Here is a 25,989-nt window from a genome sequence, read left to right as displayed (position 1 = left end):
TCTCCGACTCATCAATAAAGGGTTAGACCGTTGGACGCCGAAGCCTCGGCCCCGTCGCGTTCACGTCTATGAATAGGCAACCGGCGTGCCACGACCCAGTGACACGCGGAACCCCCCTCTTTTGAATACCAAGGTTTTCTTTTCTGGCCTTGAAACCTCAAAAAACCGACAAGCATGTGGGAGATGTTCCCACGGCGTTACGTGACGCCGTCACGCGGGAACACGTTCCGTGGGAACACGGCAAGGAGTGAACTGAGAACTATCGGTGTAGCCATGAAATCCGGCTGCGCACCGGCTCTGCGACACATGCAGCCCGATGACAAATGCGGAATGGCGGCCGTCATGTTCCTCGTCACAGACCGGACACAACACCCGCGGCAGCCGCCACTTTCCCGCTCGAGAAGCAGCAAACCTATGCGTTCGACAACGGAAACGTCACCCTGACCCGCAGTCCGGAGCGGTCCGTCCGGTTTTCGATCGCGATCTGCCCGGCGTGCGCCGTCACGATGCCTTCGACGATGCTGAGGCCCAGGCCATGCCCCCCTGTCGCGGGATTGCGCGAGGCCTCGCCTCTCACAAAAGGCAGACGCACCTGCGCCAGCAGCTCGGGATCTATCCCGGGGCCGTCGTCCACCACGCTGATCTCTGCCTGCGAGCCCACCCGGGCCAATTCGACACGCGCGTTTCCGGCATAACGCAGCGCGTTGTCGATCAGGTTGTCGAGCACCCGCCGCAGGCCTTGCGGATAACCGTCGATCTGGCCGCCACCCGTGCCGCCCGAAACCTCGACACGGGCGCCGAGATCCTGCCAGTCGTGACATGCACTGCGCACCCATGAATCCAGGTCGATGCGATGCGACGGACCGTTGCGTTGCCCCGATTGGATGAAGGCCAGCGTGCTGTCGATCAGGCTTTCCATGCTGGACAGGTCCGAGCGCAGCTTGGCCTTCACGGGCTCGATTTCGGGGGCGTCGAGCAACTCGAGCCGCAGCCGCATGCGGGCAATCGGCGAGCGCAGATCGTGCGAGACGGCCGCCAGAAAACGCGTTCTTTCGGCCAGATGGACCGCAATGTGCTGCTGCATGCGGTTGAAGGCCTGCGCGGCATGGCGCACCTCCATCGGCCCCTGCTCGGCCAGCGGCAAGGCGCCCGCCACATCGCGCTCGACCGCCTGCGCAGCACGCGCCAGTTCGGCCAGGGGCTTGACCACCCACTTCACGGCCAGCATCACCAGCACCACCACGATGGCGATGCGCACCAGATAGACCCGCCACAGCAGATCCCACAACACCGCCCACCCCGATTGCGTCTGCCAGCCCTGCGGCAGACGGGCATCGACCCACAGCCACTGCCCGCTGTCCTGCTCGATCTGCAGGGCATAGTCGACCGACAGGCCCGCAAAGCCGAGCAGCGAGAGCCAGTCGGCCGGCTGTCCTCGATCGTCACGCAGATGCAGTCCGGTCAGCGCCACGGCCTTGCTGCGCGGCAGGCGCTCGTGCAGCACGTGGTTCAGCAGATCCTCCACGTCACCCGCGCGGGGATGGCGCACCGCCTCGCGCTCGCGCGGCCTGTCGTGCAGGGCAAACAAAAAACGCTCGTTCACCATGATCCGCTGGACATCCTGCATCGTCTGCCCGCGCTCGAGCAGGCCGAGCAGATCGGCCACGCGCTCGCCCATCACACGTGTCGGCGCTTCCAGTTGCTGTTGGTAACGCACGCTGAGCCAGATGCTGCTGGTCAGGAACTGCGCGGCCAGCATGCCCGAGGCCAGGATCAGAAACAAACGCCCGAACAGCGTGCGCGGCCAGAGCCTGCGTACGACCCGCTCGGCCGAAGCCCGAAGGCGAGAACCCACGCCCCGGCTACAGGACATCGGCAGCCGCCGCGTCGCGTGTCGGGCTGTACATATAACCTTCATGCCGCACCGTGCGAATGATGCGCGGCTTTCGGCTGTCGGGCTCCAGATGCGCACGCAAGCGGCTCACGCACACATCCACCGCCCTGTCGATCGGCGAGCGCTCGCGGCCGAAAGCCTCGGTCAGCAAGCGGTCGCGACTCAGCGGCTGGTCGGGATGGCGCAGCAGGCACAGAAGAACACGGTAGTCCGAACTCGCCAGGCCGACCGAGACCCGTTCCGGAGAAATCAGCTGACGCGAACGCGTGTCGAGCTCCCAGCCCTCGAACCGAATCACCTCGAGCTCGGCCGGCACCACGCCTGCAGCAGGCGCCGCCGGTTGGGCCATGCGCGGAGAGCGGCGCAGCACCGCCTTGATCCTCGCCAGCAATTCACGCGGCTCGAACGGCTTGCCCAGATAGTCGTCTGCGCCGATCTCCAGCCCCACCACGCGATCGGGCATGTCGGTGAGCGCCGTGAGCATGATGATGGGCAACGAGGCATGGTCCGGGTCACCTCGCAACCTGCGGCAGATGTCCAGTCCGTCCTGCCCTGGAAGCATCACATCGAGCAGCAGCAGATCCACCGGCCCGTCGGCCAGGGCCAGCCGCATCTCTGGGGCATTGCCCACCTCGCGCACATCGAATCCGGCTCGTTCGAGGTACTGCGCGATCAGGCGTCGCATGTCGATGTCGTCTTCGACGATCAGGATGTTTCGGTCTTGCATGGCGGCCTCGAGGGCCTCCTCCAACGGCTAATCATTCTTATTCTAAAAGGAGAATGAATCCGACACTCAGGTCGGCGACCCCCTTCGCGCCCTTCCAACGCCAAAACATTCCAATACATACGGGCGACAAGGCGTAACGCGTGCAGCACCTTGCCCCACTACATTCCGCATCCGAATGGCTAATCATTCTTATTAACCGAGGGAATTCCATTTTGATGTTCGGGAAAAGTTTTCAGCGCCCGCCGGTCAAGCCGGCCCTTCTGGCCCTGGCGGCACAGGCCTTCTTCATGCAGGCCGCCCTGGCTCAGCAGGACGTCCAGCTCGATGTGGTCGAGGTCAAGGCACGCGGCGAGATCACCAACGCCAGCGAGGTCACTCGGTCGTATGAGAACCCCGCCGTCTCGGCCTCGACCGGGCTGGCGCTGACTCGGCGCGAAACCCCGCAATCGGTCAGCACCCTCACCCGCCAGCAGATGGACGACGAGAACGTCGAAACCCTCGACGATGCGCTGCTGCATGCGACGGGCATCAGCGCCACCCAGTTGGACGTCGGTGTCCGCACCACGTATCGCGCTCGGGGCTTCGCCATCAGCAACTTCCGCGTCGACGGGGCCAAGATCGACGGCGAGACCAGTTTCGCCGGATCGGGCCAGTCCCTCAACATGGACCTGTACGACCGCGTGGAAATCCTGCGCGGCGCCAACGGCCTGCTGGGCGCCACGGGCGATCCGTCGGGCACCATCGACCTAGTTCGCAAGGAAGCACGCAAGACCCGCTTCGGCGCCGCCAGCGTGACCTTCGGCAGTTGGAACAAAAGACACCTGATGCTGGACCTGAACCAGCCGCTCACGCAAGACGGCAGCGTGCGTTCGCGCCTGGTGCTCAGCGGCGACGATTCGGACGGTTTCCGCGACCGCGAGCAAGACAAATCGCTGGGCCTGCTGGCCAGCGTCACCGCCGACCTGAGCGCCGACACCCGGGCCGGCCTGGGCTTTCAGCTTGAACGCCGGCGCATCAACGGCGCGACCTGGGGCACCAACGTGCCGATCTGGTTCTCGGACGGAAGCACCACGCACTTCAGCCGCAGCATGAGCGCATCGGCCGACTGGAGCTACAGCCTGCGCGAGACCCGCACGCTCTTCGCCAACCTGGAGCACCGCATCGACAGCAACTGGAGCACCCGCCTGACCGGCTCGATTGCCCAGGGCGAAGCCAGAAACCACTTGGCCGTCTCCAAGGCCAACAGCGGCTCGACCGCCACCCGCGGGTTCTGGAACCAGGACGGCACCGGAGCCTACCTGAACACCATGTTCCAGGAGAGCGACAACCAGACACGCAACATCCAATGGACCGTGAACGGCAACTACCCGTTCGCGGGCCGCTCGCACCAGTTCATGGCCGGGCTGAACGCATCCGACAGCAAGACCACCACGTTTGGCCTGCAGTGCCGTGACGCGGCCGGCGTTGCACTGGCCTCGTGCATGAACCGCATCTCCAGCCGTTTTGCCATCGGCGACTGGCGGGAGTTCATCGCCTCCGGCTCCAGCATCGGCGAGGTGACCTCGACCCGCACCGGCCTCAACACCACCACCCGCCAGAAGACCTATGGCGGCTACGTCGCCAATCGTTTCAAGATCACCGACCCGCTCGCCGTCATTGCGGGCGCGCGGCTCGGATGGCAATCGAACTACGCCAACGGAGCCGTCAGCTCGAGCTTCAGCCACCAGGTCACGCCTTACCTGGGCGCGGTTTACGACCTGAGCAGCAACTACTCGCTGTATGCCAGCTACACCGATGTCTTCGAGGCCCAGACCCAGCGCAAGACCAACGGCGACTACCTCTCCCCCAAGACCGGAACCGCATTCGAGACCGGCATCAAGGGCGAATGGCTGGACGGCCAGATCGACGGCTCGCTGGCGGTGTTCTATTCCAAGCAGAAGGATCTCGCGACCATCGCCCGGGATGCCGAAGGCAATCCGCTCTACGTGAACGGCAACGAGGCAGATGGCATCGCCTATGTCAATGGCGCGTCGGGCGTCCGGACCCGGGGCTTCGAGCTCGACTTCTCGGGTCGCATCACGCCGCATTGGAATGTCTATGGCGGCTACACCTTCCTCTCGGTCGACAACCCCAACAGCCCTACCACCGACAACGATCCTCGCCACCTGTTCAGGCTCAACACCAGCTACCGCCTGCCCGGCGCCTGGAAGAAGCTGACGATCGGCGGCGGCTTGACCACACAGAGCGCGATGCGCCAGGCCCCCACCGGCACCAGCCACCCCACCCTGGGCTCGAATGTGAACATCGACCTCAAGGGCTACACGCTCTATCACGCCATGGCGCGGTACGACATCAACAAGAACCTGGTCGCCACGCTCAACATCAGCAACCTGTTCGACAAGACCTACTACCGCCAGTACGGCTTCTACTCGGGCGCCATCTACGGCGAGCCGCGTGCCTTCCGCCTGACGCTGCGCGCCTCGTTCTGAGCGCCGCCCCACGGAAATCGGGGTAAAGGCAAGCCGGTTAGTACCAGAACAGGATATCGTCGGCGTTCCAACCCGACCGATCGGGCGCCGGCGCCTCTTGCACGAAACGCCGACCGCCCGACTCAGTCGGCGACAAACCCAGACGCCAGCCCTGATCGATGACCAACGTATTGCCCTTTCGAGGGAAGCAGCATGCTGCCGCCGAAGCGGACACCGATCCGTATCGCAGCCTGTTCAGCCTGCCGCCGATCGACCCGGCGACACCCCTGCTCGCCCTCACCCCGGCCGAGAAGTTCTGCAAAGCCGCACTCAAGGGCCTGCGCAAGGACAAGTACTGGAATCAATACAAGATCGACCAGGTGGACGAGCGATTCCACGCCCACCCCCAACAGCTCCCCCAGTCCCTGGACGACTGCCTGGCAGAAATCGAATACTGGGACCACTTGAACCGGCTGCGTTCGTCCCTGGGCGCCGCCGTCGCGGAATCCCTTCCCGTCCAGGCCCGGCGTCATTTCCTCAGACGTTGCCTCTCCGTGATCCAGCCCGTGAACGGCGCCGAGATTGCGGCGGTCATCCGGTACCTCGTCGAGAAAGGCCTGCTCGATCCGGAAGCCGAAGGCATCGTGTTGAATCTGGTGTGAACCGTCCGCGTCGCCTGCGGCTCGATGCGGCAATCCTCAACGAGAGTTGAGCCAGATCAAGCTGCAAATGTCCGGTTCCGATACGCTCAATCCGACACAACAACAGTCGACAGACAGAGGATAAACATGAGCGCACGCCTAGACTTCACAACCCGTGAAGAAAGACTCTGGATCGGCCCCTTCGCAGGCCTCTACAACACGTTTGCACAACCGCTCGGGTGGCTTCTACTCCGGGTGACGCTGGGTGGCTGGCTGCTGTTCGAAGGATGGCCCAAACTCATGGCCCCCATGGCGCAAGTCTCGTTTGTCGAGATGATCGGATTTCACCCGGGATGGCTTTTTTCGCCGCTACTTGCCGTCATGCAAGTCGCAGGCGGCATCGGCTTGATCCTGGGCCTGCTTACCCGCCCCCTGGCGCTGGCCAATGCCGTGATGCTGTTCGTCACCGTGTGGTTCCACTTTCACTTCCCTTACGACGCGGCCCTTCTCCTGACCAGCGCCGGGATCGAGGCCGTCAAGGCCCACCCCGAATACATCACGCCCAACGGCGCCAAGCGCCTGTTCGACGGAGGCGCCGTCACGCTGGAACTGCTCCAGCACAAAGCCATTCAACTCTCCAGCCTATGGGCCGCCGGTTGTCTGTTCTTTGCGGCGTTTGGTGGGGGGGTGTTTTCGGTGGATCGGTTGCTGAAGAAAGAATTCTGAGCGATGGGTCTTTGGTTGAGGGAGAGGTCTGCTTTGATGGGAGTTGTCGAGCAGTTGCGGTCCTTAGCGACTTTGGAGTGACCGGAACAAGAGCATGGTCGGCGTTCATGTATTGACCCCACAGAACCTGCACAGGTGAGACCGCTACCGCGTGCGCCTCGACACACGTCTTCATCGCCGACCCCAGACACGGCAGCCGTGCCTTCCTGACCGCTCACGCAGCGTCAGCAACAGACGCGCCTTCGATACGATGCCGAGCGAGGGCCTGCTGCACGAAGCCGCTCGATTTCATTTCCTCGACAAACGCTCTGAGCCATGTCGCGGCTTCGACACCGCGGCTGCGGGGTAAGCCCATGGCCTGCTGGATCACCATGAAACGGCCGGGCAGGATGCGAAGGCCAGGCCATCGGGCCGCATCGGCCTCGAGTTGCTGTCTGACGCCGGCAGCCACTTCCAGAGCTTCCGCCACAAAGGTGTCCACCACGGCAGGTGAAGTCACCGCGCGGACAAGGCTCGCGTTCTGGAGTTCGCGCGTCAGGTAGAGGTCGTAGGCGCTTCCTTTGCCCACGACGACCCGGTGGCCCGCCTGGTCGACCTCGGCGTTGTCCCGCAATGGGGACGTTTCGCGAACCAGATAGGCGCCTTCGATCAGAACATACGGGGCCGTGAAGTGGATGCCTTCGCCGCGCAGCGGATCGACTGCAAAAAAACCGATGTCCGCCTCCTCGTTCGTCACGGCCTGCACGGATCGACCGGCTGAATCGAACACCTTCAGTTCGACCTCCACGTCGAGCCACCTGGCGAACTCCCTGGCCAGGTCGACCGATACGCCAGCAGGCAGTCCTGCTGCATCGAGGTTTGCAAGAATGGGGTTGCCCACGTTGATCGAAGCCCGTAACACGCCGCCGGGTGTCAACGCAGCACGAACGCCGGCATCGATGTGTTTTTCAGTCGGGTTGGTCTGGCGGGTCATGATCGAAACCTTGAAATGAAAAGTGGGGTCGAGGCTGCATCGCAGAGGTCGATGCGTGTCGGTAGAAGAATGACGTCGGCGTCTTGGATGAGAATGCCAGACAACGCCGCCCTTACACGGCACTGGCTTGTCCATGAGCCTTGAGCAACTCGAGCACGGCCGGATCGAGCGCAATGCCTTGGGCCCGTTGGCGTTTCATGTTGGCGAGTTCGATCTCTCCCGGCACGATGACGGGCTTGTCCGCCTCCACAGCCGGGCTGCCGTGCAGGATGGCCGCGAAGTCCCGCATCCGCTCGGCAAGCCATTGCGCCGCACCAAGCCGGCGGGTGTCGATGAGGATGAAGAAATGTCCGAGGTTCTGCGGCTCGTCCGGTGCGTCCACCCAGGATTTCACATGGGTCAGGTAAGCCGCGTTGGACAACACGCCCGCGAACATGTCGACCATGAGCGCCAGGCCGTACCCCTTGTGGCCGCCGATGGGTTGCAGAAAGCCATCGAGCGCGGCTTTGGGATCGGTGGTCTTGCGGCCTTGTCTGTCGGTGCCCCAGGTGTCGGGAATGGCGTCGCCGGCCTTGAGCGCATTGCGAATCTTGGCGCGGGCCACCACGCTCATGGCCATGTCCAGCATGAAGTGGGCGCCGTCGGCACCGGGCACACCGAAGCCGAGGGGACTGTTGCCGAGCCGGGCATCGCTGCCGCCCCAAGGCGCGATGGTCGTTGTGGCGTTGCTGCCGATCATGCTGGCAAAACCGGCTTCCGCCGCAAGATAGCTATAGGGAGAGATGGGGCCGAAATGGTTGCTGCCGCGGACGAATGCAGCGCCGATGCCGTACTCTCTTGCCACCTCCATCGCCGCACGCAGGCCGTGCATGCCGACCAGCGGACCGACGCCGTTCGCGCCATCCACCGTGACCAACGCAGGCGCGGCCCGTTCGACGGTGATGTCGGGGTTCTTGGCGATACCGCCGACGGCCAGTCGCTCGCCGTACGACTCGACCCGGCTCAATCCATGGGTGGACAAACCGAACAGGTCGGCCAGCACGAGGACCTCGACGACATCCTGGGCATTCCGTTCGTTCAGTCCCAGTCCCTGAAAGGCCTGCAGCCCCAGGCTGATCAGTTCTTGTTCGGGGACGATGGGGCGTGTTTCGTGGCGTACGTTCATGGTGATTCCTTTAACGGCTCGGTAATGAGTCGAGCAAATGGTCTGGGTATGGGGTGGCGATCAGTCCGCAGTCAGCTTGGCGCTGCGCACCACGGCACCCCAGCGTTTTTGCTCCGAGGCGATGAACGCTGCAAATTCCTGAGGTCCGAGGGGTGCGGCGGTGCTGGAGTCCTCCTCGAGCCTGCGCTGGACGGACGGCGATGCCAGGGCCTTCAACGCTTCCTCATGCAAACGGGCAATGACCTCTGCAGGGGTTTTGGCGGGGACGATCAAGCCGAACCATTGCGAGCTTTCGAAATCCGGGTAGCCCAGCTCTGCGACGATTGGTACATCGGGCACGGCATGCAGACGCTTGACCGAACCCACGGCCAGAATCTTCAGCTTGCCGGCTTTCGCCTGGGACAGAAAACCGGGCAGGCCGGCCGACGCAGCCTCGATGTTGCCGGCGAGCAGATCGGTCATTTGAGCGCCGGTCCCCTTGTAAGGAACATGCGTCACATCGGTGCCGGTCGCCAGCTTCAGCATCTCGAACGCCAGATGGCCCGCGCTGCCATTGCCGGCAGAGCCATAGTTCAACTTGCCGGGCTCGGCCTTGGCCTTCGCGATCAATTGCGGCAAGGTGTCGACGTGGGCGCTCGGCCCGACCGCGAACACCATGGGGACCGTGGCCAGCAACGCGACCGGCAAGAAGTCTTTCTGCACGTCGTAGGGAAGCTTAGGCATCATGGCCGGGTTCACCGCCAGCGTGCCCACGTGGCCCAGCACCACGGTGTAGCCGTCCGGCGCGGCGCGGGCGCCTTCCTGCATCGCAATGACGCCTTGCCCGCCCGCCTTGTTGTCGACGATGACGGCCTGGCCAAGGCCCTTGGACATTTCAACGCCCATGGCCCGTGCAATCACGTCGGAACTTCCGCCGGGGCCGTAAGGCACGATGAGGCGTATCGGCTTGGCGGGTTGCCAGGTCTGGGCGGTCGCCGCAAAGCAGGCCACGAGTGCGGTGCAACCCCAAAAGCCCCTGAGCATGCGGCGCTGCCAAGAGCCCCCCGCCGACTGCGAAGAAAAAAAATGCATGACGTTTCCGATCAGTTGTTGACAACATCGGTCAGGCGGCTTGCGCACCGACTTCGGTTTGTCTTGTCTCCGTTGTTGTGCAGGCCTTGCTTTTCGGTGCAACGCTTGCCCGGACCCAAATGATCAAGCGCGTCATTCAAGCTGTAAAGTGCAAATATTGCTACTATTCTTGCGTCAAACGCAGGAGTACCACTTGGAAAAGATTCTGAATTTCGACTTGGCCGATCTGCGGGCCTTCCTCGCGGTCGCCGATCTCGGCAGCTTTCGCGCGGCCTCCGAGACGCTGCATCTGTCGCAGTCGGCCCTGTCACGTCGCGTGGACAAACTCGAGGACGCGCTGGGCGTGGCGCTGTTTACAAGAACCACACGCAAGGTGGAGCTCACCACCGTGGGGCGAACCTTTGTGCACCGCGCACGCAACATCCTGAACGAAGTCGACAGCTCGCTTCTGGGCATTCATGACCTGGCGGAGCGGCTATCGGGCGAGGTCACGCTAGCTTGTGTGCCATCGGCGGTCGGACACTTCCTGCCTTCGGTGTTCGAGGACTATCACCGGCACTATCCACGCATCCGCATTCGGGTGCTCGACGAGGCTTCAAGCGATGTGCTGCTGGCGGTGACGCGCGGCGACGCAGACTTTGGTGTCACCTACATCGGCACTCAAGAAGCCGACATCGAATTCATGCCGCTGATCGAAGAGGCCTTTGTGTTGGCGTGTCCATCGCATCATTTGTTGGGCAAGCGCAAGTCGGTGGCATGGCGTGAGTTGACCGAGCATCACTACATCGCTTTGGCACAGGGCAGCGGCAACCGTTTCCTGATCGACCAGGCCTTGGCGCACTCGCCCTCGCGTCCACGGTGGTTTTGTGAGGTCAATCATGTCCCCGCATTGGTCAGCCTGGTCGCGGCGGGACTCGGCATCGGGGTGGTACCGCGCATGGCCCTGCCCCCTGAAGGGCATGAGGGACTGTCGGCAGTGCCCCTCGTCGAACCCCAAGTCAGTCGAACGCTGGGTCTGATTTCCCGTCGCGGCCGGCCCCTTCGTCCGGCGGCACAGCTTCTCTACGACATGTTGGTCGCGAAGAAAACGTATGGGGAATGACGACCACAGACTGCAAGCCTGGTTGAGCGCACCTGGGTCCTTGCCTTTCGCTGGGTCGTTGCCTTTCGTTTACCGAGAGACCCGTGGGGCGGTCAGGGGTGCAGCACCGAACATGCCGCGATAGTCCCGGGGCGCCAGGCCCAGTTTGACGTGAAAGTGATGCCTCAAGACCTGGACGCTGCCGAATCCGACCCGCGCGGCAATGTCCTCGATCGACATCGCACTGCTCTCGAGCAGGCGCTGGGCTTCTGCCACCCGTTCGGCGATCAGCCATTGGCCGGGCGAGACGCCCGTCGCCTCGATGAAACGGCGCAGGAAGGTCCTGGGACTCATCAGCACGCTCCGAGCCATGCGATCGACCGTCCAGTCGTCTTGAAGATCCGCCCGCATCTGTTCCAGCACGTCCGAAAGCCGGTGGAGACGGTCCGCCTGAACGGGGCGCTCGATGAATTGCGCCTGGCCGCCATTGCGATGAGGGGGCATGACCAGGCGCCGGGCCACGCTGTTCGCGGCCTCTACGCCGAAGTCCGTGCGCACGAGATGCAGCATCAGGTCGATGCCGGCAGCGCTGCCTGCCGAAGTCAGGATGCGGTCTTCCTGGACATACAGAACGCCGGCATCGACCTCGATCGCGGGGTGCCGCTGCCGCAGGGCATCTGCATAACGCCAGTGCGTGGCGGCCCGCCGGCCATCCAGCAAGCCCGTGGCGGCCAGCACGAAGGCACCGGAGCAGATCGAAGCCAGACGGGCGCCGCGCTCCCAGGCCAGCCGCAGACGCCGTGCCAGTTGCTCCGGCACCGGAACGTGCGCGCCTTTCCAACCGGCCATCACGATCAGGTCCGCACGCTCCAGCAGGTCGGCCTGCCCGTCTGCCGTGACCCGCAGACCGCCGTGGGCGCGCAGCATGCCGGGCTCGACCGCCGCGCTGGCAAAGCGGTACCAGGCCGGCCCCATCTCCGGCCGCGCCAGTCCAAAGACCTCGGCCACGATGGAGAACTCGAACGTACACAGGCCGTCGTAGATCGGGGCCACGACCAGTGGCCCATGGGTGGCTTCGGCGATTGGCGTAATCTTGTCGATGGTTGTCATATCCGCCAATTGTGACCCGGCTCACGTCTCGGCAAGATCGACTCTGTCGCCACCAACACGATCTTTTTTGCCATGCCTTCCACCCGCACCCATGTGACCACCATCCCCGCCGCCCCGGCTTTCGCCGCCGAGGCTCATTTCGCAGCCGAATTGACTTTCGAAACCGATTGCTGGGATGTGCATGACGGGCTCCGCAAGGGTCCCGACTTTGTGCTGCTCGACGTGCGTTCACCCGCACTGTTCGCCATGAGCCATGTGCCTGGTGCCATCAACTTGCCTCACGGCAAGATCGTCGAAAGCAAGCTGGCGGCCTGGCCAGAGGGGACGCTTTTCGTGACCTACTGCGCCGGCCCTCATTGCAACGGAGCGGCGCGCGGCGCCTTGCGTCTGGCCCGGCTGGGCCGCCCGGTCAAAATCATGGCTGGCGGTGTCGCCGGCTGGCTCGATGAGGGTTTCGAGCTGAATAGCTTGGCGTCAGAAGTCCCCGCCGCCTGAAGCTTTGGGCCACCGCCGTCGTAACCCCTGCAAGAGCTTGCCGTGTTTTATTCGGTGTCGTCATACCGAAGTTGGCGAGACGCGAGATGGGCCAGCCGACCACCATCCGTTCGCCCATAAAAAAACAGGATTGTGCATCATCTGCACAATCCTGTTTCCTATTCTGGTGCCCGAGACCGGGGTCGGTAAGCCTTGTTTCATGCGGCTCACAATAGGCCATCGGGAAGCATTCGTGAACACCTGGCTCCCGTACCAAGTAGGCTAAACCGACGTCCTCGCTTGCCGGAAATGACTTGAACACTGATAAAGCATAAGCTTTTTCTCTCCATGGACTTCCGTAGTCGTTCAATCATCACTACGAATGCTACGGCACTTCATCCGGGCTATAGCTAGTAAGTTTTTGCACAAGACTTCGACACAAGCACTCCCTGGGATTACTTGTAGCCCATTTCGGTTACTTGACGCGCTTGACGTGCTTACTGTTTCGCAGCGAGTGCTGCCGGTCAATTTGTGCACATTCATAGATTACTTTCGGCCCAAAGGGCCTTTCGCTCAACTACTGCTGTGCCTATTTGCACTGATCACGAAAAGCGGGACAGGATTTTTGCTGAACAATTTATCTCTTCTTCAAGCATCCATCTAGCGAGACGTCTATTTTAGGTTATGCTAGCACGTTTCGCCGTGCGGCAGGATTCGGAGAGTTGGGATGGGAGTTACAACGGTTGCAAATGTAGAAGAGGCAATTGAAGTCGCCTCGAGCTTAAAGCTGGCAGGCAAGTACAACTGGTTTCGCGGTCAAGTGCGAGCCGATTGGGTTCCCTCGTCGACCGCTCAACGGAAGCTGCAAGGCGGGACGACAGAAAGTGAATTTAACAAAGACCTTGATCGTTTTTTAGACTGGGTGCGACTGGTGCCCGAGCTAGCATATCTTGATGATACGGCTAACGAACACTTTTTGTTCGCAATAAGACAGCATTACGGATATCCAACTACTTACATCGATTTCACATCTGATCCAAGTGTCGCAGGATTCTTTGCATCGGATACTCCGCAACCTCCGGAAGAGGGTACTTTTTCCGCAATTTTCTGCCTTAATACCAACGATCTTCTCGATTTTTACCATAAGCACGCGCAACTCATTGGTGAAGAGCTGGAGATTGAACCGGTTTCGGTTGATGTTAAAAATCTATGGCGACTTCAGGCGCAGCACGGTCACTTCCTACGTGCAAACCACACTTGGTACAACGTGTACAGCATGGATCGTATCGAATTCCCTTGGACAGGATTACCTGCTTACCCGCCTCGCGATCAAATCTATCCCCCACAAAAGAGCCACCTCGAACAGCTACTCGACGAGTTCGAATCCTTAGAGCGCCGGAGAAAGGGGCAAGAGCACATGGAGAAATTACTAATTGACCTGGAGGGACAAGGCGTGAAGATACTGAAGGAGCTTTGGATCACTGACCCAGAAAGATATACCAAATCGGCATTCTCCGCAGCGCCTATATTACTTGAAAGCTGGAATGAAACAGCGCTTGCCCCATGGCGACTAGAGCGTCATGAGAATTTCCATACTGTAGTAGGGAAAACTGTACACATTCGTGTCCGCTCTGGCTCTGGAGCCCCTCCTGCCCATCAGCAGGTCAAAGCCGCCTTTCTTAATGCACTATCTCGTGAGATGAATTTGCGGGCGAGTTCATCAGTTTGGAAAATTGATGGACTTGAAGGAATACATGACATAGACCGATATCTAAGTGCAATTCAATCCGCATGGAATGGAATGCGAAATATACCTTACAAAGACCAGGATATCGCCAGCACCATGGGAGCACTGACGCAGCTGTTCTCAATCAGCAAATGCAATTCAATGATAGGGCACACTATGGATCATGCGTTTAAGCAATGGATACCCGATGCTTTTGAGATCGAATTTGGATGTGACATTTTAAACACGATCTCACGCGCTCATTGCAGTAGCCACGACATACTTCAATGCCTGGATTCGAACTGGAAACACAGCTGCAAGAATCAGAAGACATACTCCACCCCAGCTGGAGCACTTAGTGCTTGCTCGAAGCCTGACCACATGTTTGAATTCGACGCATTTGCTAGTATTTTTGCGCGTCAAATAATACCCGCTCAGCTAGCTAGAGAACGGCCACTGGTCTTATTCAACCCAGCAAGACTGAGCTTTTTTGGCATACCCTAAACAAAAATTGACATCGCAATACAGGAAGAAGAAAACTACCGCGCATACCCCGCCTAAGCTGAGCGAGTCAGCAAAGCAATGCAAAATTAGCGAAACCCCGTTTGATCCTTATCAATCAACTTCAACGAGTGGCCGATTTGGAGTTCAAAAGCCACTATAGCCCTTTATACATCTCCAGACCTCAGCCTGAAGAAGTCGGTCACCCCGCCTCTCGAACGACGACTTAAGTTGACAGCATTCATCCGCAACCTTATCGGCGAAGAAAAGCGGCGTTATTGACACTTACGCACTGTCATTTACACCCGATAAACGCAATCGGCGTCGACATGCTTTGCGGCGCAAGCGGATAAATTCCCACTGAACAGGTCCATCTTTACCAATTTGATGCAAACAATTTTTATTTCATGGCGACAGTTACCCCACGCGTCCACTTTAAAGTCACCGGCATTTCCAAATTAATAGTGAAAATATACGCGCCATTTTTTAATATTTCAGCACTGCACAACTCAACTCAAATCCATATTGGCATCCGCTCTCGAAAAAGGAAATTAGAGGGAGTTCCGCGAAAGTCATCTTGAATCGCCCCGGGTTTGAACTGACCCCCAGAAGTTGGACGAACTTCAAGGGGTTTCATGAAGAAGTACGAAACGGAGTTCAAGCTGGAAGTGGTCCAGAGCTTCTTGGCAGGAGAAGGCGGCGCGAAGCTTTTGGCTCGGCGGTGGTCGATTCCCGAGGAGAAGGTCCGCACGTGGGTGAGCCACTACCGTCTGCACGGTATCGACGGCTTGCGCCCCAAGCCCAGCGCATACAGTGCGCAGTTCAAACTACTGGTCCTGTCCCATCAGGATCGCGAGCAGCTTTCCAGCCGCTAGGTCGCCGCGCTCCATGACATCCGCAATCTGACCTGCCCCCTCACAGCCGTACCAATCGAATGGAAGTGAGGTCCGTCAACCTGGAGAATGACGGACATGAGGAAGAGTCGATTTACCGAGCAGCAGATCATTGGGTTCTTGAAGCAGGCCGAGTCAGGCCTGCCGGTCAAGGAGGTCTGCCGTCAAGGCGGGTTCAGCGAGCCCACGTTCTACAAGTGGCGCAGCAAGTACGGCGGCATGGAAGCCGATGAGGCCCGGCGCCTGAAGGACCTGGAGGTCGAGAACTCCAGGCTCAAGAAGTTGCTGGCAGAAGCTCATCTCGACCTTGAGGCGCTCAAGGTCGGCTTCGGTGTGCGTATTCCGGCGAACGTGACCGTCGATTCCGCGCTATCGTGACCGGTCGTCAGGCGTGTTGAGTTGCGCGATCAGATTGTAGAAGTGGCGGTCACGATGGGTCTGGGTTTTTCTCCTTTTGGGGCGTTTTTATACTCTGCCGCAACGACTCGCCCGTGAGGGTGAGTCGGTGGTTCTGTTGCATCAGGCGGTCGAGGATCGCGTCGGCAATGGTGGCGTCGCCGACCCAGGCATGCCAGTGTTCGATCGGCAGTTGACTGGTGATGATCGTGGCCTTGCTGGCTGCCCGGTCGTCGATGATCTCCAGCAGATCCGATCTGGCCTGAACATCCAGCGCCGCCATGCCCCAGTCGTCGAGCACCAGTACATCGATCTTGGCCAACTGAATCAGCCATTTACCGAAGGTGCCATTGCCGTGGCGGATGCGCAGCTCCTCGCCCAGCCTGGGCATGCGCTGGTAATACGCAGAGCGACCTCGTCGGCAGGCATACTGTGCAAGTGCGCATGCCAGCCACGACTTGCCCACACCTGTCGGGCCGGTGATCAGAACGCTGTGCCCCGAGTCAATCCAGCCGCTCAAGGCCAAGCTCATGACCGCTTTGCGATCGACGCTTCGTCCAGCACGAGCATCCATGTCTTCGATGGCCGCTTGCGGGTACTTCAACCGAGCTTCCTTCAAGAGGCGTTCGCGCCGCTTGTCGCCACGCCAGTGCACCTCGCGCTCGACCAGCAGTGCCGTTCGCTCCTCGAAGCTCATGCACGCCATGCCTGCGCTGGTGAGCTGGTCCTGCAGGCCTGCTGCCATGCCCAGGAGCTTGAGGGCGCGCAGTTGATCGAGGGTTGTGTTCATCATCATTTCGAATTCCTTTTGTTCGGCTGCCGGATGCAGTCTGCCGTCACTGGTAATACCCAGGACCGCGCACATGTTCATGAGGCGGGCTGGTCCAGCTCGGCGCCGTGCTCGCGGCAGTCTTGTCGCGCTCGTTGACCAGAATGGCTTTCACGTGCACGTACTTCGCCGTGCCCAGCTCCAGGGCGATCAGGCTGGCTGCCTCCAGCCGCTCCCTGCCATAGCGGCGTGCCAGCGACAGCAGTCCGAGGCATGCCCTGTAGCCATGCTCGGGGTGACGCCGCTCCTCGATCAGTCGCGCCACCAGGCGGGCGGTGGCAACGCCGATGCTCTGCCCCCAATGGATCAAGCGCTCGGGCGTCCATTGCAGGTGAGCGCGATGCGCCGCCGGCAGGTGGGCTGCGACTGTCGTAAAGCCGCCCTTGTGTGCGCTGCGCTGATGCGATGCCACACGCTGGCCGCGGTGCAGCAGCTCGACTGCGCGGGCGGTGATGCGCGCTTCGAGCATCAAGCCAACGAGGTTCTGGGGCACGCTGTAGCGGTGGCCGTTGATCTCCACGTGATGGTCGATGTGCACACGCACGCTCTTGAAGACCGCCCACTCCCAGGGCTGCAGCGGTAGCGCATGCAGTGCAGGCGCATCCAGATCGGCGAAGGCGCTTGCACGGCTGCCAGGCAACTTCTGGAACGACTTGTTGTTCAGGCTCTGAAGCAACGGCTCGATTGCATCGTTGACCTCGTCGACGCTGGCAAAGCGCCGATGACGCAGACGCATCAGGATCCAGCGTTCGACGACTTGCACGGCCGACTCCACCTTGGCCTTGTCTTGGGGATGACGAGGCCAAGCAGGCAGCACCGAAGTGCCGTAGTGGCGTGCGAAGTCCTCCACCGTCTCGTTGGCCCGAGGCTCGTAGCGGTTCGGACTCGCGATCATTGCGCGGGGGTTGTCCGGGACGATGAGTTGCGGGACGCCGCCGAAGAAGCGCAAAGCACGCGCGCAACCCTCGAGCCAGTCGGCCATGGTCTCGCGAGGTGTTGCGCAGGCGAAGGTGTAGCTCGAGGCGCCAAGGGCAGCCACAAAGATGTGCGCACGCCCTGTGTTGGCGAGTTCGACCGTGGGGCCGGCATAGTCGACGAAGAGCTTCTCGCCGGCACGGTGGGTCTGGCGCATCGAGCGCTTCAGGCGCAAGGCGTAGCGTCGATAACGCTCGCAGAACTGGCTATAGCGGTAGGTCGGCTGCCCGGGATGGGCCGCGACATACTCCTCCCATAGCAGCATGAGGGTCATACCCTTGCGTCGCAGTTCCTGGTGCGCGCGCCCGTAGTCGGGCAGTACGTAGTGGGTCGGGCGATCCAGTCGCCCCTGTACGACGCGGCGCTCCAGGGCGGTGTCGCTCAATGTTTGAACGGTTGGCCAGTCCAGGCCAGCAACGGCGGCTAGGCTGACGTACTTGGCGACGACCCCCTTGGAGAGGCCGAGCGAGGCGGCGATTCGTTCATGGGAGAGGCGGGCATCGAGTTTGAGACGTAAGACGTCTCTGATCTTGCGCATGTTGATCCTTGGTGGGGGCACGCCTGTCTCCGGCAAAAGCCGCAAAGGCTACCCGCTTGGGGGGATGAAGTGCGCAACACCGACACGCTGACATACGGCAGCGTTCCGCTGCCGTGACCGTTGATTCCGTCATCGTGACCGGCGATTCCGGAGTAAGCCAAAATCGGTCACGTTGAGCCCGGAATCACCGGTCACGTTCAAGCGGAATGCTCGGTCACGATGGCCCGGAATGAGCGGTCACGATGCTCCGGAATACCCAGGTGTAAAGCGCTAGCCCCGCAAGACAAGCGCAAGGTCATCGTCAGGATGTTGGAGCACACCCAGATCTCCGAGCGCAGGGCTTGCCGTCTTGTGGGGCTGTCCCGCGACGCCTGGCGCCATCCAACGCAGCTCGATGAGCACACCGTGCGTCTGAACGACGCATTCATGCAGTGGCCATGGAGCGCCGGCGCTTTGGGTATCGTCGTGTGCACGACATGCTGCGCAAAGAGTTTCCAGGCACGAACCACAAGAAGGTGTTTCGGCTCTATCGCGCACAGGGCCTGGCTGTTCGCAAGCGCAACAAGGCCAAGAAGTACCGTGGTGAGCGGACGCCTTTGGTGGCCGCTGCCCGGGTCAATCAAACCTGGAGCCTGGACTTTGTCAGCGACTCGCTGTCCAACGGGCGCCGCATCAAATGCCTGACTATCGCCGATGACTTCACCCATGAGTGCGTCGACATCGCTGTGGACCTTTCCATGCCTGGGGCATACGTCGCTCGCGTCCTCGAGCGGGCTGCAAGATTCAGGGGCTACCCAGGGGCCATCAGGACCGACAACGGCCCAGAGTTGACATGCCGAGCCTTCAACGAGGCATACAGCACATCCTGATTCAGCCAGGCAAGCCAACTCAAAACGCCTACATCGAGAGCTTCAACGGCAAGTTCAGGGATGAATGCCTCGATGAGAACTGGTTCGAATCCCTGGCCCAAGCCCGCGAGGTCATCGCCATCTGGCGCCAGGACTACAACGAGGTCCGACCGCACGGAACGATTGGCCGGATTCCTCCGGCTGAGTTCGCCGCCAAACACCGCAATCCCAACCCATCAACCACCGAGGCAGGATCAGTTAACCTGCAAACCCTTGGACCTCTCTCCAACTGATTGGTATGGCTGGAGGGGGCAGGTCACAAGCATATTCTCCTCAGCTGCCCCTCATAGTTATAAAAAGCCACGCTCCAGGCTACGCCTCTCATACGAGCGATTGCCAAGTCTGCTTGCGACTCGAAGCGGAAGTTCGGCCGACGAAAGCCAATAGCTGCTTCGCAGCGTTTGCAGACCGTCACTAGCTCTCAGTCGACCGTCATGTCCTCGCCTTTGCGGGTATTGGCGGTCGGCGGCTTTGTGGAGACTCGTTCTAAAATTTCAGCCCGGGGACCGAGAGGCAAGAAAATCGATACATATAGAAACCTTGGACGATCTGCGACTCGTCGACCGGCTTGTCCGCGAAAATCGCCTTCACAGAGCTCCTGAGGTATGACGTCCATTCAGATGAGAGAATGGCGTGCATGGCACTTGCCGATCGCGGACAATCCGTTCAATTGTTGAATGCGCGCGTGGACTCGCTTTGCGAGAAGAACTAGCCCTGGGCGGTCCAGGACGCAGCCCTGTCTGGCGTGACAACACCGTTTGGCCCCTTGGGAGCGAGCTCGTGCACTCGGTAGTTGATGCCTGAGCTTCGGCACTTTCGAATCAGAAACTCCGCTTCAGCGCTGTCATGTGTTGAAAGGACGATCTGGTATCCGAGACCGAGGACCATTTGCCTGAGAAGATCCATGAATGCACTCGCATGGATGACGTCGTTGTGCTGGAGCGGATCGTCCAACAGTAGGCCACGCCAGCGGGACCATCCGAAAGACGTGCTCGCCGCGAACAGAGCCGCGACGCTGAGGGCGGAAAGTTGTCCCTCGCTGAAATAGAGGCTAGGGTTCATATCCACATTCCGAGTGCTGCCGTCAAGATCACTCCGCACGATGGTCGGGCGCAGCTCTGATCGGGCAGCAAGATGTTCAGCCTTATAGGTAACGGCCGTGTCGGACCCTGTCATCAGGGCGCGCGCGAATCTCTTTATTGTTGCGTTGAGAGGCTCAAGAACTTCGCCGGCGTACGTTCGTGCCTGATCCTTCATTCGTACGCCATAGTCCTCCACCTTTCTCCTAGTGGCCTTTGCGAGCTCAATGGACTGTTGAGCCTGATCCACACGCTGCACCAACTTCCGCAGGCTCTCGGCCTCCGAGCTTGCTTGGACGGACTTCATCCTTCCAACCACATCCTCTGTCAGCTTGCGCAACTGTTCGTCTTTAAGCCACTTTCGATAACCGGCGGTCAAGCGTTCGAGCGCTGCTGATACAAGGATCAGCCGATCATCCCTAGCAGTCCAGCTCGCCCGCTGAGACGCGATAAGGGACTGTTCTGGTTCACCGCTGAGACCTGCGACGGTCCAACGCTGCCGCATATCCTCCAGTTCACGATTCAACCCGGCTAGCCTGGTGTTGGACGCCGCAACCACTCCCATTTCGCGAGCTAGAGCTGCTTGCGATGCATCGCGTGACGCCTGCGCCGCAGTGACAGCAGAGGCGGCATCAGCCAATTTGTCTCCAGCGTCATGCGCCATTCGTTCGCTGGCCGCGAGCGTAGCTGGCAAGTCGACAATCAAGCCGTCAGCTTGCGTCCAAATATCGGGATGCTGCAATAAGAATGAGCGACACGCTTGGATTTCATCGGAGGCAACGGAGAGGAGCTTCTGCGTCGAAGTACGCTTGAGGGTCTCCGCCGTTAGGGCGGCCTCTGCGTCGCCAATTCTTGAGGAAATCGCCTGCGGCGTGTCTGACGTCGCAAGCTGCTCGTCGATCACCTTCAAGTCGGCCTCAATCGTCTCGACGGCGCGATTGTCATAGCTGCCATCAGCGGCACCTCCCGCCTCAACCAGTTGCTGGCGCAGTTCACTCTCCCGCGCGCGATGCTGAGTCAATGTAGCCTCAAGCTCAGCGCACTCAACAAGGTCACGTTCGACAGCGGCGATTTGCCGTTGAAGTGCCTCCACTTCAAGGCGTGCTTCTACAAGTGTTGAAGCAATACCTGAGGCAGTTGTCGGGCCCGCTGCATTCTGTCGCTGTACCAATCGAAGCAGCTCGCCCGGCTCAAATTCAGATGCACAGACTGGGCAAGATGTATCATCGTGACGGAGTCTATGGGCAATAGCGGTCACGGCCTCGACGACTGATCGCGCCCGGTCGTCATGCTGAAGAAGAGCGGAGGTGGCGTCAATCACGCGCTGACTTGATATGGCCAGTTCCGCAGTCAGCTCACGCCGTTTATTACGAAGGGCAACTTGGTCTCGTTCACCGAACAGGAGCGAGACTCTCCCAATCTCTTCGAGAAGTGCAGCGAGTAACTTCGAAGTCTGAGCGCGTTTGCGTGCTTGCTCCAGGCTATCCGCTCGCGTCCGCCGATCTACCCGCACCGCAAGCACAGCTGACTGTTGCTCGCGCAACTTCTGCAGTTGCGCGGAGGCATCATCTATTGCCAACTCTGCCGCACTAGATTGCGCCTCCAAAAGTGCTTGGCGCTCGATGGCATCATTCAGCTGCTTCACCGCAATGGCAATACGACCCAGCACAACGAGGCGATTCCGAATATGACCCACCTGCAGGTCGCTAACCCGAACCGCTTCACCGGCCTCGAGCAACTTCTCCTCGTAGAATCGCAATTCGTCACGCACGTTGATCAAACGCTCCTCGGTAGACTGAACCAACGCTTCGAGTGCTGACTTCTCCGACCGCCCCCCTTCGAATGCAGTCACAGTCCTTGCTAGGTCATCAAGGGTTGCCGCCTCGGCATTTGACCGATCGAGTGTGGTGCGCAGCAGGGAAGAAACTGCCTCAAGGATTCCTTCTGGCGTCGCGCCAAGGACTTGTGCAAACTTCGCGGAGTGGTCGATGACAGTGCCGATTGTGGCGGCCAGACGGTGCGCTTGCTCTATGACTTCGCGTGGTTCAACGGCATGCTCAGACGAGGCAAGCTGAAGTGCACGGTCACGTTCGCCGACGAGCTCGGTCCAGGAAACCAAGTCAGCTTGCGCCTTCTGCAGAATCGCAGTTCTCTCTTCGAGGGCTCTTGTGAACGCCTTTGTGACTCCCTGCCCACTGATCCTCTCGCGGAGCGCATTGACGCGATCGACCCCAGCCGGGCCTTTCAGCGCTTCCCACTGATCCGTCGGTTTTTTCAGAGAGAATCGTTGCGCCGAAGCTTGGCCAAAGAAATGCGTAATAGACAGATACCCATGCAGGTCGCCAATCTCCGCCCATTCTGGACGCTTCAGCAACTCAAGTATCTTTTTCTCTTCTGCATCGAAATCAGCACCTCTATCGATGACCGATCCGTCCGAAAAGTGCAGGCTGACACGGTGGCTCTTCTCAGGAGCACCTATTCTCGTCAGTGGGTCAGTTGTCTTGCGCCGTGCATCCGAAGGGAACTCACTGAACCGGCCAACCTGGTTCGTCAACCCCCACTCGACCCCATCGAAGAAGCTGGTCTTGCCCAGGCCATTGCCGCCCGTGATGATCGTGATGCTAGGTCCGTCGGGAAACTCGAACGCATAACTGTCCCCATATATTCGAAAGTTTGAGAGCTCAACGCCTCGCAGGTAAAGGTCGCTCATAGTTGCAACTCCCGCTCAAGATCTATCAGTTGCTCGACCAGACCAGTGTTGTCTAAATCTGGGTCCTGAATCGCGTCCTCCCATCCGGGAGGTAACTCGAAGCTCGCCATGCTGTCCAGACGTTCAGACCGTTGGATTGCAGGCCAAGGCCGCGCGACGAAAGTGCGTTCCATGAACTCGCGCGCACTCTCTGCCGACGGTGCCTCATCGAAGAGCCATACCAGCTTGCGGCACACCCGGTCGTCGCCCTCAATCTCCGTTGCAATCTGACGCCACTCTGGGTCACGGAGAGCGCCGGCAGGAGCGGCAAGGAAGAGATGAAGATTTGGAGCTGCACTTCCTAGCCAAGAGCGAGCTATGGTGGCTTGGTTCCTGTACCGCCGAAGCTGAGAGCCCACGCTCGGCCTAAACGGCGGGCCCGATAACACTCCGATCAAGACAGCGAATCCGTCCAGCAAAAAAGCCTCGACGAACTGGGGTAAATCGCTGTCCTGCCGCTGCATAGTGCGGCCAGAAATCGCTTCACTTAGAACTTCCGCGTTGAAGCGGTAGCCCTTCAGATTGGATGGGGCATCGGCGACTTTGGCGCCGATAGCAGCGGCCGCACCGCAAAGAAAAGGGACAAGATCGGATGCGTCATAGCTTGCCATCGTCGACCTCCTGAAGGGATTGTCGAGCCGCGTCCGCGCGTCGTTGGAAGACGGCCTCGAAGAACTGCTGAACCGCCGGGCTTCCTTCTTCCATCGCGCTCAGGAACGCATCGTCGGCGCCAATCACGATAGGACGTTCGCTTAGGGAGGGTACGCCAACCTTTGGCGGATCTGTGACCTCCTGATCCAGACGCACGTCGCCTTCCATCATCTGAACGGTCTCTCCCAATTGGGAAAGCAACACGACGGTCGTCGTCCAAGTTTGCATGCCAACTGTACTTCCCCGCACAGTGCGCTTATTGATCCATTCGACGCCACAAGCGTGGCCCGTCAGCATGTCGATCGCAACATTCCCGGGGTGCTGCATTGCGGGTTCCACCGCGCGGCCAGAGCATGTCGCAAATGCCAGACCAAAGATGGTGGGTAGAGTCAGATGCGGGGACACGGTCCGTAAGCCTACTCCCACCAAAGAGGTGTAGTCAGCCTCCATCTTGTCGCTCGCGTTAGCCAGAAGACGCAGGAACCGACGTCGTTTGCTGCTATCGGCTGTCAGGGTGTCGAACCAGGCCTGCCACAGCTCCAGGAGGCGTTGGCGCAAGGCCTGCTCAATCAGCCAGCCGGTCGCTAAGGCAGGCGGGCCAAGGATGTCAAACAAGGTGCCGTGCAGCTCGCGCAAGGTCTCGGCATCAAGGCGATCGTTAATGGTCTCCGCAAGATCGGCAATTGGGATCTCTACCAGCGGCTCGAGCGCCGGTGGGTCTCGCCATTGTTCAACGGCGCATCGAAATTGCAGACCTGGGCCGGGGTGCGTCGGTTCTTGCCACAGGGCATCCAAGGCGGAGCGCCACCGAACCGCATCACGAACGAACAGAGTAATCCCAGGTGCATGCGCCCCAAGACGGGCGAAAGCATGCACAAGTCGACCAGCGTCGATAGCGCTAACGCTGCAATGCAGCGCAACGACAGAGCCGGGGGCCCAGCACGCCGCGATCATGTCAGGACCGATGCCGCCTGACCAATTGACACGCCCTGCGGCTACGTGCGAGACGACCAGGTTGAGCGTCGCTGGCCTAACCTCTTCAAATGCGTGCGCCACGACTTCCGCTCCATTGGCGACGCGGAACGGCTCAAATAGAGCGCTCGCAGTCGCGGTAAGGGTTGGAGACTCTGGCCGTGTCGCTGAATGCAGCACCGCAACCTTTGCGGCATACCCAGAAAGCAAGGATGCAAAAGGTGACAAATTTGCCGGCACATCTGGTCCTAGGCGCAGGACTCGTTTGAAAGGCAGAAACGGTACTTCTCCAGCTAGAACAACCGGTCCGTCTTCTGGCGGGGGACCGTCGAAGTCGATACCAACCTTGACCGATATCGCGTTGTGTCCCATCGTCTGATCAGCATCTAGAACCAGAAAGGTGGCGAAACGGTTGTGAAGAGCGGTCGTTTTTCGCAGAAGCCGCGCCTCTCTGGTGTGAAGAACGACGCGAACGTTTCGCCGCAACCGATCGTTGATCTCCGCCCAGACGGCAGGAGGCACAAGGGACCGTACTCTCGCGCGATACTGTTCCAGCAGGTCAAGATCAGCACCGGCTGCCCAAGCCTCTTGTTCGATTGCCTGCAACTCGGTGAGCGCCTCGCCGAAATCTTGGTTGATGAGCAACTGACAGATGTCCATGTGCTCAAGGCTGTCAAACGCCGCCATCAGGAAGTCGACCAATCCGCCATCGCCGTTGCCAGATACAAATATGGTCGGTTCAGCACCACCAGCAAGAAGCGGTGCCGCCAGCTCAGACGGCGACCAGTAGGAAGCGGTCTCGTTCCCCAAGAACCTCTCAAGGCCAAAGCCAACGGCAAGAATCACCGCGTCATAAATCCGCTTGGTAGCTGCGCCATTTCGTGTGAAGACACGCACCAAGCCTACGTCGAATGACTTGAGCTCAACAACCTCATGCTCTGTGAAGCACACCAGCGGAGACGCGGCGACCGTCTCCGTAAACTGGCGATGCAGTTCTTTCGCAACGGCACCAGCGGACCCCGCATGCCAGTCCATGATGGGCAGGCCGGCTTTTGACCTTGTCGCGCCATCCGCTGGCCAATCGTAGAGGTGGGGATGCAGGAAGCGTCCGCTGTTCCGCTGCAGTTCAAGCACGCCAGCCCGGCGCTCGAAGAGGTCAAGTTGAGCCAATCTTGGAGCCGCCTTAGCAAGCGCCACGGCGGCTGTCATCCCGGCGGCTCCGCCGCCAACGATGGCGATCCTTCCGCCCTCCCGCCGTACCATCTCTAGCGACAGCAGCGCGTCAACCAGATTGAGGGCGCGAACTTGTTGCGAGTAGACCGTTACGCGCTGCTCAAAACTGCCCAGGACGAACACTCCCTTCGTTCCCGGCACAAGGGTTGCGTCGATGATCTCCTGCGGTGTCATGGCTTCGGCCAGAGCGCGAAACCACGTGTGCGAAG

Annotated in this window: 18 protein-coding genes and 2 pseudogenes; 9 read left to right on the top strand and 11 right to left on the bottom strand. The window is 60.3% G+C overall.

All coding sequences use genetic code 11. The features are described from left to right. Nucleotides 1–412: 412 nt before the first annotated feature. Together EC845_RS11030 and EC845_RS11025 are read right to left on the bottom strand one after the other, a co-directional pair. Entirely contained in the window at nucleotides 413–1,855 is a 1,443-nt protein-coding gene (locus EC845_RS11030) for an ATP-binding protein (RefSeq protein ID WP_158615679.1), read from the bottom strand. A 7-nt stretch (nucleotides 1,856–1,862) separates the two neighbouring features. Further along, nucleotides 1,863–2,621, bottom strand: a complete 759-nt coding sequence (locus tag EC845_RS11025; RefSeq protein WP_123298448.1) for a response regulator — start codon at nucleotides 2,619–2,621, stop codon at nucleotides 1,863–1,865. A gap of 215 nt (nucleotides 2,622–2,836) precedes the next feature. Here EC845_RS11025 and EC845_RS11020 point away from each other — a divergent pair, with 215 nt between their 5' ends. The 3 genes from EC845_RS11020 (at nucleotide 2,837) to EC845_RS11010 (ending at nucleotide 6,456) form a co-directional block, all read left to right on the top strand. After that, nucleotides 2,837–5,110, top strand: a complete 2,274-nt coding sequence (locus EC845_RS11020) for a TonB-dependent siderophore receptor (RefSeq protein ID WP_123298163.1) — start codon at nucleotides 2,837–2,839, stop codon at nucleotides 5,108–5,110. A 158-nt stretch (nucleotides 5,111–5,268) separates the two neighbouring features. Further along, a complete protein-coding gene (locus EC845_RS11015) occupies nucleotides 5,269–5,751 on the top strand; it encodes a hypothetical protein (protein WP_148077288.1) in 483 nt (160 codons plus the stop codon). Nucleotides 5,752–5,877: 126 nt separating this feature from the next. Continuing rightward, on the top strand, nucleotides 5,878–6,456 hold the full coding sequence (locus EC845_RS11010; protein ID WP_123298161.1) for a DoxX family protein: 579 nt from the start codon (nucleotides 5,878–5,880) through the stop codon (nucleotides 6,454–6,456). Between the two features lie 214 nt (nucleotides 6,457–6,670). Here the strand turns inward: EC845_RS11010 and EC845_RS11005 are convergent, their stop codons facing one another. The 3 genes from EC845_RS11005 to EC845_RS10995 form a co-directional block, all read right to left on the bottom strand. Then, nucleotides 6,671–7,429: an ABC transporter substrate-binding protein gene (locus tag EC845_RS11005; RefSeq protein ID WP_123298160.1), complete on the bottom strand. Its 759-nt coding sequence runs from the start codon at nucleotides 7,427–7,429 to the stop codon at nucleotides 6,671–6,673. 112 nt (nucleotides 7,430–7,541) lie between these two features. Continuing rightward, complete coding sequence (locus tag EC845_RS11000; RefSeq protein WP_123298159.1) at nucleotides 7,542–8,594, bottom strand: Ldh family oxidoreductase; 1,053 nt, start codon at nucleotides 8,592–8,594, stop codon at nucleotides 7,542–7,544. 60 nt (nucleotides 8,595–8,654) lie between these two features. Continuing rightward, nucleotides 8,655–9,494 carry a tripartite tricarboxylate transporter substrate binding protein gene (locus EC845_RS10995; protein WP_233598031.1) on the bottom strand — a complete coding sequence of 280 codons (840 nt, stop codon included), beginning with the start codon at nucleotides 9,492–9,494 and terminating at the stop codon, nucleotides 8,655–8,657. A gap of 376 nt (nucleotides 9,495–9,870) precedes the next feature. Between EC845_RS10995 and EC845_RS10990 the strand changes: the two genes are divergently transcribed. Further along, nucleotides 9,871–10,767: a LysR family transcriptional regulator gene (locus EC845_RS10990; RefSeq protein ID WP_123298446.1), complete on the top strand. Its 897-nt coding sequence runs from the start codon at nucleotides 9,871–9,873 to the stop codon at nucleotides 10,765–10,767. Nucleotides 10,768–10,836: 69 nt separating this feature from the next. Here the strand turns inward: EC845_RS10990 and ftrA are convergent, their stop codons facing one another. After that, nucleotides 10,837–11,856: a transcriptional regulator FtrA gene (ftrA, locus tag EC845_RS10985; RefSeq protein ID WP_123298158.1), complete on the bottom strand. Its 1,020-nt coding sequence runs from the start codon at nucleotides 11,854–11,856 to the stop codon at nucleotides 10,837–10,839. 72 nt (nucleotides 11,857–11,928) lie between these two features. Here ftrA and EC845_RS10980 point away from each other — a divergent pair, with 72 nt between their 5' ends. The 4 genes and pseudogenes from EC845_RS10980 to EC845_RS10965 all read left to right on the top strand — a co-directional run. Further along, nucleotides 11,929–12,351, top strand: coding sequence for a rhodanese-like domain-containing protein (locus EC845_RS10980; protein ID WP_123298157.1), 423 nt, complete (start codon nucleotides 11,929–11,931; stop codon nucleotides 12,349–12,351). A 706-nt stretch (nucleotides 12,352–13,057) separates the two neighbouring features. Beyond that, the gene (locus EC845_RS10975; RefSeq protein WP_123298156.1) at nucleotides 13,058–14,560 is read left to right on the top strand and encodes an FRG domain-containing protein; all 1,503 of its coding nucleotides are present in this window, start codon (nucleotides 13,058–13,060) and stop codon (nucleotides 14,558–14,560) included. A 632-nt stretch (nucleotides 14,561–15,192) separates the two neighbouring features. Then, complete coding sequence (locus tag EC845_RS10970) at nucleotides 15,193–15,432, top strand: helix-turn-helix domain-containing protein (RefSeq protein WP_123298155.1); 240 nt, start codon at nucleotides 15,193–15,195, stop codon at nucleotides 15,430–15,432. A 96-nt stretch (nucleotides 15,433–15,528) separates the two neighbouring features. Then, nucleotides 15,529–15,774: pseudogene (locus tag EC845_RS10965) on the top strand (transposase); the annotation flags it as partial. A gap of 103 nt (nucleotides 15,775–15,877) precedes the next feature. Here the strand turns inward: EC845_RS10965 and istB are convergent. Together istB and istA are read right to left on the bottom strand one after the other, a co-directional pair. Next, complete coding sequence (istB, locus tag EC845_RS10960; RefSeq protein ID WP_123298154.1) at nucleotides 15,878–16,642, bottom strand: IS21-like element helper ATPase IstB; 765 nt, start codon at nucleotides 16,640–16,642, stop codon at nucleotides 15,878–15,880. A 40-nt stretch (nucleotides 16,643–16,682) separates the two neighbouring features. Further along, nucleotides 16,683–18,209 carry an IS21 family transposase gene (istA, locus tag EC845_RS10955; protein ID WP_123298153.1) on the bottom strand — a complete coding sequence of 509 codons (1,527 nt, stop codon included), beginning with the start codon at nucleotides 18,207–18,209 and terminating at the stop codon, nucleotides 16,683–16,685. 243 nt (nucleotides 18,210–18,452) lie between these two features. On the opposite strand from istA, the pseudogene EC845_RS22635 reads away from it, so the two are divergent. Further along, nucleotides 18,453–19,329, top strand: a pseudogene (locus EC845_RS22635) (IS3 family transposase); the annotation flags it as partial. A gap of 475 nt (nucleotides 19,330–19,804) precedes the next feature. Here the strand turns inward: EC845_RS22635 and EC845_RS10940 are convergent. Genes EC845_RS10940 through EC845_RS10930 form a run of 3 tightly spaced genes read right to left on the bottom strand, consistent with a single transcriptional unit; the run spans nucleotide 19,805 to nucleotide 25,954 of the window. Then, entirely contained in the window at nucleotides 19,805–22,885 is a 3,081-nt protein-coding gene (locus EC845_RS10940; protein ID WP_123298150.1) for an AAA family ATPase, read from the bottom strand. Then, a complete protein-coding gene (locus EC845_RS10935; RefSeq protein ID WP_123298149.1) occupies nucleotides 22,882–23,535 on the bottom strand; it encodes an ABC-three component system middle component 1 in 654 nt (217 codons plus the stop codon). Before EC845_RS10935 ends, EC845_RS10940 begins: the two co-directional genes overlap by 4 nt. Then, a complete protein-coding gene (locus EC845_RS10930) occupies nucleotides 23,522–25,954 on the bottom strand; it encodes an ABC-three component system protein (protein WP_123298148.1) in 2,433 nt (810 codons plus the stop codon). The genes EC845_RS10935 and EC845_RS10930 overlap by 14 nt, the downstream gene beginning before the upstream one ends. Nucleotides 25,955–25,989 lie beyond the last annotated feature (35 nt).

The sequence above is a fragment of the Comamonas sp. BIGb0124 genome, assembly GCF_003752175.1.
Lineage (GTDB): Bacteria > Pseudomonadota > Gammaproteobacteria > Burkholderiales > Burkholderiaceae_C > Comamonas_F.
This window is presented reverse-complemented; position numbering and strand designations above follow the sequence as displayed.

Excerpts from the sequence above, each read along its gene's own strand:
- EC845_RS10930 (WP_123298148.1), bottom strand. The coding sequence starts at position 25,954 with ATGACACCGCAGGAGATCATCGACGCAACCCTTGTGCCGGGAACGAAG.
- EC845_RS11000 (WP_123298159.1), bottom strand. The coding sequence starts at position 8,594 with ATGAACGTACGCCACGAAACACGCCCCATCGTCCCCGAACAAGAACTG.
- ftrA (WP_123298158.1), bottom strand. The coding sequence starts at position 11,856 with ATGACAACCATCGACAAGATTACGCCAATCGCCGAAGCCACCCATGGG.
- istB (WP_123298154.1), bottom strand. The coding sequence starts at position 16,642 with ATGATGATGAACACAACCCTCGATCAACTGCGCGCCCTCAAGCTCCTG.
- EC845_RS10970 (WP_123298155.1), top strand. The coding sequence starts at position 15,193 with ATGAAGAAGTACGAAACGGAGTTCAAGCTGGAAGTGGTCCAGAGCTTC.
- EC845_RS11020 (WP_123298163.1), top strand. The coding sequence starts at position 2,837 with ATGTTCGGGAAAAGTTTTCAGCGCCCGCCGGTCAAGCCGGCCCTTCTG.
- EC845_RS10975 (WP_123298156.1), top strand. The coding sequence starts at position 13,058 with ATGGGAGTTACAACGGTTGCAAATGTAGAAGAGGCAATTGAAGTCGCC.
- EC845_RS11025 (WP_123298448.1), bottom strand. The coding sequence starts at position 2,621 with ATGCAAGACCGAAACATCCTGATCGTCGAAGACGACATCGACATGCGA.
- EC845_RS10980 (WP_123298157.1), top strand. The coding sequence starts at position 11,929 with ATGCCTTCCACCCGCACCCATGTGACCACCATCCCCGCCGCCCCGGCT.
- EC845_RS10935 (WP_123298149.1), bottom strand. The coding sequence starts at position 23,535 with ATGGCAAGCTATGACGCATCCGATCTTGTCCCTTTTCTTTGCGGTGCG.
- EC845_RS11015 (WP_148077288.1), top strand. The coding sequence starts at position 5,269 with ATGACCAACGTATTGCCCTTTCGAGGGAAGCAGCATGCTGCCGCCGAA.
- EC845_RS10940 (WP_123298150.1), bottom strand. The coding sequence starts at position 22,885 with ATGAGCGACCTTTACCTGCGAGGCGTTGAGCTCTCAAACTTTCGAATA.
- EC845_RS11005 (WP_123298160.1), bottom strand. The coding sequence starts at position 7,429 with ATGACCCGCCAGACCAACCCGACTGAAAAACACATCGATGCCGGCGTT.
- EC845_RS11010 (WP_123298161.1), top strand. The coding sequence starts at position 5,878 with ATGAGCGCACGCCTAGACTTCACAACCCGTGAAGAAAGACTCTGGATC.